The organism is Pseudomonas sp. GW101-3H06, assembly GCF_059424605.1.
The window spans coordinates 1,508,393-1,523,585 of the sequence record NZ_JBWKZO010000001.1 but is presented as its reverse complement, the minus strand read 5'-3'; the positions used below and the strand labels follow the sequence as shown (position 1 = coordinate 1,523,585).

11 protein-coding genes are annotated in these 15,193 nt (G+C 58.7%); all 11 read right to left on the bottom strand.

Going from position 1 to position 15,193, the window contains the following annotated elements:
* Entirely contained in the window at positions 1–1,632 is a 1,632-nt protein-coding gene (gene pyrG, locus AC07ZE_RS06835) for a CTP synthase (protein WP_207262654.1), read from the bottom strand.
* Positions 1,633–1,906: 274 nt separating this feature from the next.
* Positions 1,907–3,220 carry a tRNA lysidine(34) synthetase TilS gene (tilS, locus tag AC07ZE_RS06830; protein WP_207262652.1) on the bottom strand — a complete coding sequence of 438 codons (1,314 nt, stop codon included), beginning with the start codon at positions 3,218–3,220 and terminating at the stop codon, positions 1,907–1,909.
* A gap of 130 nt (positions 3,221–3,350) precedes the next feature.
* On the bottom strand, positions 3,351–4,298 hold the full coding sequence (locus AC07ZE_RS06825) for an acetyl-CoA carboxylase carboxyltransferase subunit alpha (protein WP_095197080.1): 948 nt from the start codon (positions 4,296–4,298) through the stop codon (positions 3,351–3,353).
* Between the two features lie 141 nt (positions 4,299–4,439).
* Complete coding sequence (gene dnaE, locus AC07ZE_RS06820) at positions 4,440–7,961, bottom strand: DNA polymerase III subunit alpha (RefSeq protein ID WP_207262642.1); 3,522 nt, start codon at positions 7,959–7,961, stop codon at positions 4,440–4,442.
* Between the two features lie 77 nt (positions 7,962–8,038).
* Positions 8,039–8,665, bottom strand: coding sequence for a ribonuclease HII (gene rnhB, locus AC07ZE_RS06815; RefSeq protein WP_207267779.1), 627 nt, complete (start codon positions 8,663–8,665; stop codon positions 8,039–8,041).
* Between the two features lie 11 nt (positions 8,666–8,676).
* Positions 8,677–9,807 carry a lipid-A-disaccharide synthase gene (gene lpxB, locus AC07ZE_RS06810; RefSeq protein ID WP_207262640.1) on the bottom strand — a complete coding sequence of 377 codons (1,131 nt, stop codon included), beginning with the start codon at positions 9,805–9,807 and terminating at the stop codon, positions 8,677–8,679.
* 2 nt (positions 9,808–9,809) lie between these two features.
* On the bottom strand, positions 9,810–10,586 hold the full coding sequence (gene lpxA, locus AC07ZE_RS06805; RefSeq protein WP_207262638.1) for an acyl-ACP--UDP-N-acetylglucosamine O-acyltransferase: 777 nt from the start codon (positions 10,584–10,586) through the stop codon (positions 9,810–9,812).
* A complete protein-coding gene (gene fabZ, locus AC07ZE_RS06800) occupies positions 10,583–11,023 on the bottom strand; it encodes a 3-hydroxyacyl-ACP dehydratase FabZ (RefSeq protein WP_007940511.1) in 441 nt (146 codons plus the stop codon). The genes lpxA and fabZ overlap by 4 nt, the downstream gene beginning before the upstream one ends.
* A 108-nt stretch (positions 11,024–11,131) precedes the next feature.
* Positions 11,132–12,187, bottom strand: coding sequence for a UDP-3-O-(3-hydroxymyristoyl)glucosamine N-acyltransferase (gene lpxD, locus AC07ZE_RS06795; protein ID WP_207262635.1), 1,056 nt, complete (start codon positions 12,185–12,187; stop codon positions 11,132–11,134).
* 3 nt (positions 12,188–12,190) lie between these two features.
* A complete protein-coding gene (locus tag AC07ZE_RS06790) occupies positions 12,191–12,694 on the bottom strand; it encodes an OmpH/Skp family outer membrane protein (RefSeq protein ID WP_110966657.1) in 504 nt (167 codons plus the stop codon).
* A gap of 45 nt (positions 12,695–12,739) precedes the next feature.
* Positions 12,740–15,127 carry an outer membrane protein assembly factor BamA gene (gene bamA / locus AC07ZE_RS06785; protein ID WP_207262634.1) on the bottom strand — a complete coding sequence of 796 codons (2,388 nt, stop codon included), beginning with the start codon at positions 15,125–15,127 and terminating at the stop codon, positions 12,740–12,742.
* Positions 15,128–15,193: the final 66 nt, after the last annotated feature.

The following is a 15,193-nucleotide window of genomic DNA, read 5'->3' as shown; positions in this document are numbered from 1 at the left end:
TCAAGCCTTCTTCTGGTGTTGAGCCAAAGCTGCTTTAACGAAACCGCTGAACAACGGGTGACCGTCGCGTGGCGTCGAGGTGAACTCCGGGTGGAACTGGCAAGCCACGAACCAAGGGTGATCCGGCGCTTCTACCACTTCGACCAGCGCGCCATCACCGGAACGGCCGGAGATTTTCAGGCCGGCTTCCATGATTTGCGGCAGCAGGTTGTTGTTCACTTCGTAACGATGGCGGTGACGCTCGACAATGACGTCCTTGCCGTAGCAATCGTGCACCTTGGAGCCGGCTTCGAGCAGGCATTCCTGAGCGCCAAGGCGCATGGTGCCGCCCAGGTCGGACGCTTCGGTACGGATTTCGACGGCGCCGGTGGCATCTTCCCACTCGGTGATCAGACCCACGACCGGGTGACCGCTTGCACGATCGAACTCGGTGGAGTTGGCGTCTTTCCAGCCCATGACATTACGAGCGAACTCGATCACGGCCACTTGCATGCCCAGGCAGATACCCAGGTATGGAACCTTGTTTTCGCGAGCGTATTGAACGGCGGTGATCTTGCCTTCCACGCCACGCAGACCGAAGCCGCCAGGAACCAGGATCGCGTCGACGCCTTCCAGCAGCGCGGTGCCCTGGTTCTCGATGTCTTCGGAATCGATGTAGCGCAGGTTGACCTTGGTACGGTTGCTGATGCCGGCGTGACTCATCGCTTCGATCAGCGACTTGTAGGCGTCCAGCAGCTCCATGTACTTGCCGACCATGGCGATGGTGACTTCGTGCTCAGGGTTGAGCTTGGCATCGACGACCTTTTCCCATTCGGACAGATCGGCACCGCCACATTGCAGGCCGAAACGCTCGACGACGAAATCGTCCAGACCCTGGGCGTGCAGGATGCCCGGGATCTTGTAGATGGTGTCGGCGTCTTCCAGGGCGATGACCGCACGCTCTTCAACGTTGGTGAATTGCGCGATCTTGCGACGGGAAGAGATGTCGATCGGGTGATCGGAGCGGCACACCAGCACGTCGGGTTGCAAGCCGATGGAGCGCAGCTCCTTGACCGAGTGCTGGGTTGGCTTGGTTTTGGTTTCGCCGGCGGTGGCGATGTACGGCACCAGCGTCAGGTGCATCAGCATCGCGCGCTTGGCACCGACTTCGAAACGCAGTTGACGGATGGCTTCGAGGAACGGCTGCGATTCGATGTCACCCACGGTGCCACCGATCTCGACCATGGCCACGTCGGCATCGCCAGCGCCCTTGATGATGCGGCGCTTGATTTCGTCGGTGATGTGCGGGATCACCTGGATGGTCGCGCCCAGGTAATCGCCACGGCGCTCTTTGCGCAACACGTGCTCGTAGACACGGCCGGTGGTGAAGTTGTTGTTCTGGGTCATGGTCGTGCGGATGAACCGCTCGTAGTGGCCCAGGTCCAGGTCGGTCTCGGCGCCGTCGTGAGTGACGAACACTTCACCGTGCTGGAACGGGCTCATGGTGCCCGGGTCGACGTTGATGTACGGATCCAGCTTCAGCATGGTGACCTTAAGTCCCCGCGCCTCCAGGATGGCCGCCAATGATGCCGATGCAATGCCTTTCCCCAATGAAGAAACAACACCGCCCGTGACGAATATGTAGCGCGTCATGAAAAACCCTAGAAGTCTGCGTTAAAGCGGTCCGAGCCGCCGGGGAAAGCGAAGGAAGGCCGAAGCCCCCGATCACCTGCATTAATCACAGTGCACCTTTCAAAAAAACCGCCGCGTTGGGACAGACCGGAAGATGAAACACCGGTACGTTGCTCGCTACACATTTTTTGGAATCGCCCAGCAAAGACTGCTTGGTAATCGGCAACTCCTGCAATTCAGGCGAATCCACAGAAGTTGTATCAAGAAGGGAGCGTAGTCTACCGGAAAGCCCCTTTCAGCTCAAACCTTGATCTTCGCCCATTGGCCGCCAATGCAAATTCCAGTTACCCGACGCACTGCCATCCAGCCCGGGCAGGCTCGCCACCGCCAGCAATTGCCCACCCTTGAACAACAGCGGCAATCTGCCGCGCACGAACGGCGGCACCCCGCGTTCGTTGAGCAAACGTTTCAAGTCGCGATGCCCTCGACCCGGCAACTCCATCACCTCTCCCCCTTCACGATAGCGGATCTGCAAAGGACCATCGGGGATTTGCCCGGTGAGCGTGAGCACGCCATTGCCGGGCAACGTCAAGGGCAGCGAGGGCTCGGGCCATGCGGCAACCGGGGGCGAACCGCGCAACCAGCTTCCGGACAACCACCAGATCCGTCCACCCGCCCGATGCAATTCCCCCTCCGCCAGCCGCCAGATCGGCCGGGCATCACCGGAGGCATCGCGTAAATCTTCCCAACCCGACCAATGGTCGCTGTCCGGCAGTCGAGTCAGCGATTCAAGCCAGTGACTCAGTGCATTGCGTTGACGCGCGGCGGAAAGATTTTTGAGTGAGGCCAGCTCCAGCGACGGCAAACCCAGCCAATCGAACTCACTGACGGTGCGCGCCTGGCTCAGGTCGATCTGTGCCAGTTCATCGAGCAGCCCCTGCGCCTCACTCAAATGCGCAGCGCCGCGAGCCATGCTCGCCATCGCCTGCGGCCAGCGCGAGGTCAACACCGGGAACACCTGGTGACGCAGGTAATTGCGCGAGAACTGCCGATCCTGGTTGGAAGGGTCTTCGATCCACCTCAACTGATGCTCAGTCGCATAGGCCTCAATCTCGGCGCGGGTAATATCGAGCAACGGCCGAAGCAGCTGCCCTTTACCCAACGGACGCTGACGTGGCATCCCCGACAACCCCCTCACCCCAGCCCCGCGTAACAAGCGAAACAGCAAGGTTTCCGCCTGATCGTCCCGATGCTGGGCGGTCAGCAGCACTTCATTGGCCTGAATGACTTCGCTGAACACCGCGTAACGGGCATCACGGGCCGCACGCTCCAGGCTTGCTCCGGGCTGCACCTGCACACGAACGACCTGTAACGGCACTCCCAGCGCGTCACACACCGATCGACAATGTTCCGGCCACGCGTCAGCCACCGCCTGAAGGCCGTGATGGACATGGATGGCGCTCAGCGCCGGCAGGGACTGGGTTTTAGCGAGGTGAGCGAGAAGGTGCAGCAGGACGGTGGAATCAAGGCCACCGGAGAAAGCGATGCGCCAGGTTGCGGCATTGCGCCAAGGTTTCAGGTTCAGTAAAAGCTTGGCAGGCAGATTCATATCGATCACTTCACGCAAATCAAATGTGGGAGCGGGCTTGCTCGCGAAGCGGCTCAACATTCAACACTTTAGTTGACTGTAAGACCGCTTTCGCGAGCAAGCCCGCTCCCACATTGAAGCCGAGGTCAGATCAGAGACCGTAGCTCATCAAACGTTCGTAACGACGGTCCAGCAGTGCCTTGTGGTCCAGCTTCTTGAGCATCGCCAGTTGCGAGCTCAGCTCGGCACGGATCGAGGCCGCCGCCGCAGCTGGATCACGGTGCGCGCCGCCCAGGGGCTCGCTGATCACCTTATCCACGATGCCCAGGCCTTTGAGGCGCTCGGCGGTGATACCCATGGCCTCAGCAGCGTCCGGTGCTTTCTCTGCGGTTTTCCACAGAATCGAAGCGCAACCTTCCGGCGAGATCACCGCGTAGGTCGAGTACTGCAGCATGTTCAGCTGATCGCAAACGCCGATCGCCAGCGCACCGCCGGAACCACCTTCACCGATCACGGTGGCGATGATCGGGGTTTTCAGGCGAGCCATGACGCGCAGGTTCCAGGCAATCGCTTCGCTCTGGTTACGCTCTTCGGCGTCGATGCCAGGGTAGGCACCCGGGGTGTCGATGAAGGTCAGGATCGGCATTTTGAAGCGTTCGGCCATCTCCATCAGGCGGCAGGCCTTGCGGTAGCCTTCCGGACGCGGCATGCCGAAGTTACGGCGAACCTTCTCGCGAACCTCACGGCCTTTCTGGTGACCGATCACCATCACAGGCTGGTCATCCAGACGAGCAATACCGCCCACGATGGCAGCGTCGTCGGAGAAGTGACGGTCGCCGTGCAACTCATCGAACTCAGTGAAGATGTGCTCGATGTAGTCCAGGGTGTACGGACGCTTCGGATGACGCGCCAGGCGCGCGATCTGCCAGCTGGTCAACTTGCCGAAGATGTCTTCGGTCAACGTGCTGCTTTTGTCCTGCAGGCGGGAGATCTCATCGCCGATATTCAGCGAATTGTCATTACCGACCAAGCGCAACTCTTCGATCTTGGCTTGCAGGTCGGCGATCGGCTGTTCGAAATCCAGAAAATTCGGGTTCATAGGCGTCCGTCTTGGGTCGGCGTCCAAGGGAGCTTGGGCCGGCCGGTTGTCTATTCGCGCCCTACCATAAGGGAGAGGCGCGCTAAGGTCGAGATTAAAAAATTCTGTTCAAGTCCAGGGCTACGTAATGTGACCCTGACCTTAACGGTATTGGAGGAAGACGTTGTCTCGCCCGAACTGGTCACGCAGGGCTTGAATCAACGCATCCGCCGGGTCGATTCGCCAGCCTTCGCCGAACTGCAGCAGGGCTTTCGCATCGGGACTGGTGTAGTCCATGGTGATCGGGCATGCACCGCGGTGACGCTTCAACAGCTCACCCAGCCAGCGTAACTGATCGCCTTTGAGGTCCTTGGCATGCAACTTAAGGCGCAGGCTCTCGGCCAGGTTGGTGCGCGCATCTTCCATGCTCATCACCCGCTTGACCCGCAGTCGCAGGCCACCGGAGAAGTCGTCATTGCTGACTTCACCTTCGACCACCACCATCGCATCGGTCTGCAACAGCGATTGCGCTGAATGGAACGCATCGGCAAACAGCGACGCTTCGATCCGTCCAGAGCGGTCGTCGAGGGTGATGAACCCCATCTTGTCGCCCTTTTTGTTTTTCATCACCCGCAGGGCGATGATCATGCCGGCAACGGTCTGGGTATCACGCGCCGGTTTCAGGTCGATGATACGTTGGCGGGCGAAACGACGGATTTCGCCTTCGTATTCGTCGATCGGGTGACCGGTCAGATACAGGCCCAGGGTGTCTTTCTCGCCCTTGAGACGTTCCTTGAGGGTCAGCTCCTTGGCTTTGCGATGATTGGCGTAGACGTCAGCGTCTTCTTCCACGAACAGCCCACCAAACAGGTCGGCATGGCCGCTGTCGTGGGTCCGGGCGGTTTGCTCGGCGGCCTTGATCGCCTCTTCCATCGCGGTCAGCAAAACCGCGCGGTTACGGTCGATATTGGCCTGGTAGGCTTTGGCTTCGTCATGGAAGTACGGCCCCAGGCGATCCAGCGCACCGCTGCGGATCAAGCCGTCGAGGGTCCGTTTGTTGATGCGCTTGAGGTCAACCCGGGCGCAAAAATCGAACAAATCCTTGAAAGGACCGTCCAGACGCGCCTCGGTAATGGCCTCGACCGGCCCCTCGCCAACCCCCTTGATCGCACCCAGACCATAAATGATCCGGCCTTCGTCGTTTACAGTGAACTTGAACTCCGAAGTGTTCACGTCCGGCGCGTCGAGGCGCAGCTTCATGGTGCGCACTTCTTCGATCAAGGTCACGACCTTGTCGGTGTTGTGCATATCCGCCGAGAGTACTGCCGCCATGAACGGCGCCGGGTAGTGCGCTTTCAGCCACGCGGTCTGGTACGACACCAGGCCGTAGGCCGCGGAGTGGGATTTGTTGAAGCCGTAACCGGCGAATTTCTCTACCAGGTCGAAAATGTTACCGGCCAGGTCGGCATCGATGTTGTTGGTGGCGCAACCCTCAATGAAACCACCGCGCTGCTTGGCCATTTCCTCGGGTTTTTTCTTACCCATGGCCCGACGCAGCATGTCCGCACCGCCAAGGGTATAGCCGGCCATGACCTGGGCAATCTGCATCACCTGTTCCTGATACAGGATAATGCCGTAGGTCGGTGCCAGTACCGGCTTGAGACCTTCGTACTGGTAGTCCGAGTGCGGGTACGCCAGTTCGGCGCGACCGTGCTTACGGTTGATGAAGTCGTCCACCATGCCCGATTGCAGCGGGCCGGGACGGAACAGGGCCACCAATGCGATCAAGTCTTCCAGGCAGTCAGGCTTGAGCTTTTTGATCAGCTCTTTCATACCGCGGGATTCGAGCTGGAACACCGCCGTGGTTTCGGCTTTCTGCAGCAGGGTATAAGTCGGTTTGTCATCCAGCGGGATGAACGCGATGTCGAGCGGCGGTTCGTTGACCTTGGCGCGGTCGCGGTTGATCGTTTTCAGCGCCCAGTCGATGATGGTCAGGGTCCGCAGACCGAGGAAGTCGAATTTCACCAGGCCGGCCGCTTCGACGTCGTCCTTGTCGAACTGGGTTACCAGGCCGTCACCGGCTTCGTCGCAATAGATCGGCGAGAAATCAGTCAGTTTGGTCGGCGCGATCACCACACCACCGGCGTGCTTGCCGACGTTTCGCACAACGCCTTCAAGTTTGCGGGCCATTTCCCAGATTTCCGCGGCTTCTTCATCCACCTTGATGAAGTCACGCAGGATCTCTTCCTGTTCGTAGGCCTTCTCCAGTGTCATGCCGACTTCGAACGGAATCATCTTCGACAGACGATCCGCCAGGCCGTAGGACTTGCCCTGAACCCGCGCCACGTCCCGCACCACAGCCTTGGCCGCCATGGAACCGAAGGTGATGATCTGGCTGACCGCATTGCGACCGTATTTCTCAGCCACGTAGTCGATGACCCGATCGCGACCGTCCATGCAGAAGTCAACGTCGAAGTCGGGCATGGAGACCCGTTCCGGGTTAAGGAAGCGTTCGAACAGCAGGTCGTATTCCAACGGATCAAGGTCGGTGATCTTCTGCACGTAGGCCACCAGCGACCCGGCACCCGACCCCCGCCCAGGCCCCACCGGCACGCCGTTGTTCTTGGCCCACTGGATGAAATCCATCACGATCAGGAAGTAACCGGGGAAGCCCATCTGGATGATGATATCCAGTTCGAAATTCAACCGGTCAACATAGACCTGACGCTTGGCTTCGTAGTCTTCAGTGGTGTCTTTGGGCAGCAGAACGGCAAGACGCTCTTCCAGGCCTTCGAATGAAACCTTGCGAAAATATTCATCGATGGTCATGCCATCGGGGATCGGGAAGTTGGGCAGAAAGTGCGTGCCCAGCTTCACTTCGATATTGCAGCGCTTGGCGATCTCGACGGTGTTTTCCAGCGCTTCAGGAATGTCGCTGAACAGCTCCGCCATTTCCTCGGCGCTTTTGAGGTACTGCTGATCGCTGTAATTCTTCGAACGCCGCGGATCGTCGAGGGCGCGCCCCTCACCGATGCACACGCGGGTTTCGTGGGCGGCGAAGTCTTCCTGCTTGATGAAGCGCACATCGTTGGTCGCGACCAGCGGCGCACCGATCTTCTCGGCCAGGGCCACCGCGCCGTGCAGTTGCTCTTCATCATTAGGGCGGTTGGTACGCTGGATTTCCAGGTAGAAGCGGTCCGCAAACACCGCCATCCACTCACGCGCCAGGGTTTCGGCTTCGTCGGGATTGCCGCTGATCATGGCCTGGCCAATTTCGCCTTCTTTCGCCGCCGACAGCATGATCAAGCCTTCGTTGGCTTCGGCCACCCATTCGCGCTCAATGATGACCGCGCCATTGCGCTGACCGTCAATGAAACCGCGGGAAATCAGTTCGGTGAGATTGCGGTAACCCTGGGCATTCATCACCAACAAACTGATCCGGCTAAGCGGATTATCCGGGTCCTTGTTCGACAACCACAGGTCAGCGCCACAGATCGGCTTGATCCCGGCACCCATGGCGTTTTTATAGAATTTGACCAGGGAACACATGTTGTTCTGATCGGTAACCGCCACGGCAGGCATGTTCATGCCGACCAGGGTCTTGACCAGCGGTTTGATCCGCACCAGACCGTCGACCAGGGAGTATTCAGTGTGCAGGCGTAGGTGAACGAATGAAGCCGGCATAGTGATCCTGTCTGTGAGCTTGGAAACAACAAGGCCCGGATTGTACCGGGCCTTGCTAAAAAAAATCAGCCTCGCGATTAACTCTCGATCAGGCTTTCCCGTGCTTCATAAGCGAGGCGTACCGGGGCAAACGAACGCCGGTGAATCGGCGTTGGCCCAAGGCGGGCGAGCGCCTCCAGATGAACGGGTGTCGGGTAGCCTTTGTGACCACCGATGCCGTAGCCCGGATAGATCAATTCGAATGCCGCCATTTCGCGGTCACGACTGACCTTGGCCAGAATCGATGCCGCCGCAATGGCTGGAACCTTGCCATCGCCCTGCACCACGGCTTCGGCGCGCATTGGGAGTTTCGGACAACGGTTGCCGTCGATCATCGCCAGTTTTGGCTGCACGTGCAGCCCGGCCACTGCGCGCTGCATGGCCAGCATCGTAGCGTGCAGGATATTCAGCTCATCGATTTCTTCGACTTCCGCGCGGGCAATACACCAGCTCAGGGCTTTTTCGCAGATTTCGTCGTAGAGTTTTTCTCGGCGGGCTTCGGTGAGCTTCTTCGAGTCATTGAGACCGAGAATCGGCCGACTCGGATCGAGAATCACTGCGGCAGTCACTACTGCGCCACAGAGCGGTCCGCGACCGACTTCGTCGACACCGGCGACCAATTCTTCGACTTCAGCGACCAAGGTGAAATCCAGCCCCATTTGCATGCTTGTTTTACTCATTGTACTTGGCCGATCAGATTCAGCACGGCATCCGCCGCCTGATTGGAAGCATCCAGACGCAAGGTACGGTGGATTTCGTCAAAACCGCGGGTCTGCTCCTGCCCGTTCTCGATCAGGGGCGACAAGGTCTGCGCCAACGCCTCGACCGTCGCGTCATCCTGCAGCAGCTCGGGGACCAGCAAACGCTGGGCCAGCAGGTTCGGCAAGGAGACGTAGGGGCTTTTCACCATGCGCTTGAGAATCCAGAACGTCAGCGGCGCCAGGCGATAGGCGACCACCATGGGGCGCTTGTACAGAAGGGCTTCCAGCGTTGCGGTTCCGGATGCAATCAGCACGGCGTTGCATGCAGCCAGGGCCAGGTGGGACTTGCCATCAAGCAAGGTCAGCGGCAGATCGCGCCCGGCCAGCATTTCTTCAAGCTGCGCCCGGCGCTCGGGGCTGGCGCAAGGCATGACGAAGCGCACCCCGGGGCGCATGGCCCGCAGGCGTTGCGCAGTATCGAGAAACAGCGCACCCAGCCGGCCGACTTCGCCGCCGCGACTGCCCGGCATCAGCGCAACCAATGGTCCGTCGGGCAAGCCCAGCTCGGCCCGCGCGGCCGCGCGGTCTGCCTCAAGGGGAATCGCATCGGCCAGGGAGTGCCCGACAAAGCGCACCGGGACACCCTTCTCTTCATAGAATTTCGCTTCGAACGGGAACAGCGTCAGCATCAGGTCGCAACCTTCGCGAATCTTCAGCACCCGTTTTTGCCGCCAGGCCCAAACCGACGGGCTGACGTAGTGCACGGTCTTGATCCCGGCCTGACGCAGCTTGAGTTCGATATTGAGATTGAAGTCCGGGGCATCGATACCGATAAACACATCCGGTTTCGCGGCGATCAGGTCCGCCACCAGCCTCTTGCGGCGCGCCAGCAACTCGCGCAAGCGACCCAGCACTTCCACCAGCCCCATGACCGACAGACGTTCCATCGGGAAGTAGGACTGGAGGCCTTCGGCCTGCATCAGCGGACCACCGACACCGATGAACTCGACTGCCGGATGACGAACCTTCAGCGCGCGCATGAGGCCAGCGCCGAGAATGTCACCGGAAGCCTCACCCGCTACCAGCGCAATACGCAGATTGGCCATGATTAGCGGGTGATGCCGCGGGTCGAAGACTGGATGGAGTCACGAAATACTGCGACTTCCGGAAACTGCGCCGAGGCTTCGGCCAGTTCGGCAAGCGCCTGCTCGACCGTCAGACCCTGGCGATAAACGACCTTATAGGCACGCCGCAGGGCGTGGATGGCGTCTTCGCTGAACCCTCTGCGACGCATGCCTTCGAAGTTCATGCTGCGGGCCTCGGCCGGGTTGCCGAACACCGTGACGTACGCAGGAACATCCTTGCCGATGGCGGTTCCCATGCCGGAAAAGCTGTGGGCACCGATGTGGCAATACTGGTGAACCAGGGTAAAACCGGACAGGATGGCCCAGTCTTCGACATGCACATGGCCGGCCAGTGCGGTGTTGTTGACCAGAATGCAGTGGTTGCCGATAACGCTGTCGTGACCGATGTGAGCGTAGGCCATGATCAGGTTGTGGTCGCCGAGGGTCGTTTCCGAGCGGTCCTGAACGGTTCCACGGTGAATCGTCACGCCTTCGCGGATGACGTTGTGATCACCAATCACCAGGCGCGTCTCTTCGCCCTTGTATTTCAGGTCCGGCGTGTCCTCGCCTACCGAAGAGAACTGGTAGATGCGGTTGTGCTTACCGATTCGGGTCGGGCCTTTGAGAATCACGTGCGGCCCGATGACTGTTCCCTCGCCGATTTCCACACCTGCGCCGATGATCGACCACGGGCCGACCTCGACACCGTCAGCCAGGACGGCCGCCGGATCGATGATTGCGCGAGGGTCAATCAAACTCATAGCTTGCGTTCCGCGCAAATGATTTCAGCAGAGCAGACCGGCTTGCCATCGACCGAAGCCTGGCACTCGAACTTCCAGATCTGACGCTTGCAGCTGATGAACTTGGCTTCAAGGATCAACTGATCACCCGGCAACACCGGCTGGCGGAAGCGCAGCTTGTCGGAGCCGACGAAGTAGTAAAGGGTGCCATCGGCCGGTTTCACGTCGAGCATTTTGAAACCAAGGATCCCGGCAGCCTGAGCCATCGCTTCGATGATCAGCACGCCCGGCATGATTGGATGCGCGGGAAAGTGACCATTGAAGAATGGTTCGTTGATGCTGACATTCTTGTAGGCGCGAATGCGCTTGCCTTCCACATCCAGATCCACTACCCGGTCCACCAGCAGGAACGGGTAACGGTGAGGCAGGTATTCGCGAATCTCGTTGATGTCCATCATTTCGGGGGGAAGCCTATGTAAAGATTGGGAACGCGCGACTGACGCGCACTCCTCTAGCAAATCAAGGACGCAGTCTAGCGGCTGTGCACACTTGATATGGAAATGGTATCAGCCATCTGATGAAGCATTACCGCCAGGGGTCACTTCCCCTGCCTGCTTTTCCAGCTGTCGCAAACGTCGCGCGATGTCATCGAGCTGACGGATTCGTGCCGCGCTTTTGCGCCACTCGGCTGCCGGCTGCATTGCCGTACCGGAAGAATAGGCACCCGGCTCGGTGATCGAGTGGGTCACCATGGTCATCCCGGTGATGAAAACGTTGTCGCAAATATCGATATGACCCACCAGTCCTACGCCACCGGCGAGCATGCAGTGCTTGCCGATCCTGGTGCTGCCGGAGATACCCACGCACGCGGCCATGGCGGTGTGATCACCGACTTGAACGTTGTGAGCGATCTGAATCTGGTTGTCGAGTTTCACGCCATTACCGATGATGGTATCGGCCAACGCGCCACGGTCGATGGCAGTGTTCACGCCGATTTCCACGTCGTCGCCGACCAGCACACCACCGATCTGGGCAATTTTCTGCCAGATACCTTTCTCGTTGGCAAATCCGAAGCCTTCGCCACCGAGCACGGCACCGGATTGAATCACTACCCGCTTTCCGATGCGCACGTCGTGATACAGGGTGACCCGCGGTGCGAGCCAGCCACCTTCGCCGATCACGCTGCGAGCACCGATGAAGCAATGCGCACCGATGGTCGTACCCGCATCCACTCGCGCGCCGCTTTCGATGACCGCAAAGGCACCGATGCTCGCCGCTGGATCAACCACCGCGTCCGCCGCAATCACCGCTGTCGGATGAATGCCGGCAGCCGCCTTGGGCTTGGGATCGAACAGGTGGGAAACACGAGCGTAAGCGGCGTACGGATCAGGCACTACCAATGCATTCCCGGCAAAACCTTCAGCGTCAGCGGCTTTGAGCAACAAAGCTGCCGCGTGGCTGCCCGCCAGATACTTGCGGTATTGGGGGTTTGCGAGAAAGCTCAACTGAGCTGGGCCAGCCTCCTGCAAGGTGGCCAGCCCAGTAATTGCTGTTTCCGGGTCGCCTCGCAGGGTGGCGCCGAGGAACTCGGCCAATTGGCCGAGCTTAATGGTCGCGGTCATGGATTACTTCAGCTGATTCATGCGCTCGATAACCTGGCGCGTGATGTCGTACTGAGGCTTGACATCAATCACTGCACCACGCTCGAAGACCAGGTCGTAAGCACCTTTCTTGATGACTTCTTCCACAGCGCTGTCCAGTTTCGGCTTGAGCTGCTTCAGCATTTCACGGTCGGCAACGGCTTTGGCTTCGTTCAGCTCCTTGGACTGGAACTGGAAGTCACGAGCTTTTTGCTTGAATTCAAGCTCCAGACGCTCGCGCTCGCCTTGCTGCATTTTGTCGCCACCGGCCATCAGGCGATCCTGAATACCCTTGGCGCTGCTTTCCAGCGACTTGAGTTTGGTCAGTTGAGGACCGAACTTTTTCTCGGCATCCACAGCGTATTTCTTGGCTGCATCGGACTCCAGCAAGGCCATCTGATAGTTCAGAACGGCAATTTTCATGTCGGCAAATGCCGGACCTGCTACCAGTACGGAAGCCAGGAGAACCAATTGAGTCAACTTACGCACGATGCACTCCTACAAAATCCATTGTCGTTATCTTGGGTCAGACGCTTAGAACGTCTGGCCGAGGGAGAATTGGAACACTTGAGTTTCAGCGTCATCCGGTTTCTTGACTGGCATGGCCAACGCGAAACTCAGAGGACCCAGCGCGGTGACCCAGGTCACACCCACACCGACGGAACTTGCCAGGTTGCTCAGACTGATGTCGTTGCACTGAGTATTGGACTTAGTGCCATCGGCATTCACGACATCCGAGCATTTGGAGTCGAAAACGTTACCCACATCCCAGAATACCGAAGTACGCAGGGAGCGTTGATCCTTGACGAACGGCAGAGGGAACAGAACTTCCACACCACCTTGAATCAAGACGTTGCCACCAAACGGCAGTGGATCCTGGTCCGGGTCTGCCTGCGTTCCGGCATTGCCTGTAATAGCCTCACCGCGACTCGGCGTACTGCGAGGTCCCAAGGTGCTGTCCTTGAAGCCACGAACCGAGTTGAAACCACCAGCATAGTAGTTTTCATAGAATGGCAAGCCATCGGTCGAACCGTAACCATCGCCATAACCCAATTCGGTATGCAGGCGCATGGTGTAGTTTTCGGACAATGGCTGGAACAGCTGGCCACGGTAATCAAGCTTGAAGAACGACAGGTCGCTGCCTGGCGTCGTGGTTTCCAGCACCAGGCTCTGGGAATGACCACGGGTCGCCAGGACGCCCTTGTTCAGGGTGGACTCGGACCAGCCGGCCGACGCCTTGAAGTTCAGGTACTTATCGCCTTCTTTTTCTACGAAGTCGAAGATCTCATCTACGGTATAAACACCCGTTTTGATTTCATCCTGTTGAGCCGTCAGACCGAAAGTCAGACGCGACGTCTCGCTGATCGGATAGCCCACGCTTACGCCCGCACCCAGGCTGTCTACGGAATAGCTGGCTACGTCGACATCGAGATCGTCGTAGTCGGTGGTACGGTAGAACGCGTTGTAGCCCAGGCTCACGCCATCAGCAGTCCAGTAGGGGTCGACATAGCCGAAGTTGTAGCGGCTCTGGTATTCGCTGCGGGTCAAACCGATGCTGACCTTGTTACCGGTACCGAGGAAGTTGTTCTGGGTGATCGAACCACCAAGGATCAGACCCGCGCTCTGGGCGAAACCGACGCTCGCGGTAATCGAACCGGACGCTTGTTCTTCCACGCTGTAGTTGACATCAACCTGGTCGTCGACACCCGGTACAGCCGGGGTTTCAACGTTGACTTCCTTGAAGAAGCCCAAGCGCTCAAGACGGGTCTTGGATTGGTCGATCAGGTAGGTCGAAGCCCAGCCACCTTCCATCTGACGCATTTCACGACGCAGCACTTCGTCTTCCGACTTGGTGTTGCCGCGGAAGTTGATGCGGTTGACGTACGCACGCTTGCCCGGATCGACCGCGAAGGTGATATCTACGGTGTGATCTTCATCGTGAGGCTGTGGCACGCCGTTGACGTTGGCGAAGGTATAGCCTTCGTTACCCAGGCGACGGGTGATCAGCTCGGAAGTGGTGGTCATCAGCTTGCGCGAGAACACCTGGCCTTTCTGTACGAGCAGCAGCGACTTGACCTGGTCTTCAGGGACTTTCAGGTCACCGCTCAGCTTGACATCACGAACGGTGTACTTGTCGCCTTCGTTGATATTGACGGTGATGTAGACGTGCTTCTTGTCCGGGGTAATGGACACCTGGGTCGAAGCGATATCCATGTTGATATAGCCACGGTCCAGGTAGTAGGAACGCAGGCGCTCCAGGTCACCGGAGAGTTTTTCACGAGCATACTTGTCGTCGTTCTTGAAGAACGACAGCCAGTTGGTCGTCTTGAGTTCGAACAGATCAATCAGGTCCTCATCAGGGAAGACCGTGTTACCTACCACGTTGATGTGCTGGATAGCCGCAACGGTGCCTTCGTTGATGTTGACTTTCAAGCCTACGCGGTTGCGCGGCTGCGGCACGACTTCGGTGTCGACGGTAGCCGAGTAGCGGCCCTGCGCGACGTACTGGCGTTGCAGCTCGTTACGTACACCTTCGAGAGTGGCGCGCTGGAAGATTTCGCCTTCGGCCAGACCGGATTGTTTAAGGCCCTTCATCAGGTCTTCAGTGGAGATCGCCTTGTTACCTTCGATCTCGATACTTGCAACCGACGGACGCTCGACTACCGTGATGACAAGGACGTTGCCATCGCGGCCCAGCTGGATATCTTGAAAGAACCCGGTTTTGAACAGTGCACGAGTGGATTCCACCAGGCGACGATCATCCGCCTGTTCACCGACGTTCAACGGCAAAGCACCAAAGACGCTACCCGCGGAGACCCGCTGGAGGCCATTGACGCGAATATCAGAGATAGTGAAGGACTCGGCGTGAACTTCGGCGATCATCAATACGGTGAGAACCGCAGTTAGCAGCAGACGTTTCATGAAGTCCTTTCTTATTCCAACTGGCAATAAACAAACTGCCGCAAAATGCGGCAGATTCGCAATTCA

Coding starts and splice junctions, on each gene's coding strand:
- lpxA (WP_207262638.1), bottom strand. CDS start 10,586: ATGAGTTTGATTGACCCTCGCGCAATCATCGATCCGGCGGCCGTCCTG.
- pyrG (WP_207262654.1), bottom strand. CDS start 1,632: ATGACGCGCTACATATTCGTCACGGGCGGTGTTGTTTCTTCATTGGGG.
- tilS (WP_207262652.1), bottom strand. CDS start 3,220: ATGAATCTGCCTGCCAAGCTTTTACTGAACCTGAAACCTTGGCGCAAT.
- lpxB (WP_207262640.1), bottom strand. CDS start 9,807: ATGGCCAATCTGCGTATTGCGCTGGTAGCGGGTGAGGCTTCCGGTGAC.
- lpxD (WP_207262635.1), bottom strand. CDS start 12,187: ATGACCGCGACCATTAAGCTCGGCCAATTGGCCGAGTTCCTCGGCGCC.
- fabZ (WP_007940511.1), bottom strand. CDS start 11,023: ATGATGGACATCAACGAGATTCGCGAATACCTGCCTCACCGTTACCCG.
- rnhB (WP_207267779.1), bottom strand. CDS start 8,665: ATGCAAATGGGGCTGGATTTCACCTTGGTCGCTGAAGTCGAAGAATTG.
- bamA (WP_207262634.1), bottom strand. CDS start 15,127: ATGAAACGTCTGCTGCTAACTGCGGTTCTCACCGTATTGATGATCGCC.
- dnaE (WP_207262642.1), bottom strand. CDS start 7,961: ATGCCGGCTTCATTCGTTCACCTACGCCTGCACACTGAATACTCCCTG.
- AC07ZE_RS06825 (WP_095197080.1), bottom strand. CDS start 4,298: ATGAACCCGAATTTTCTGGATTTCGAACAGCCGATCGCCGACCTGCAA.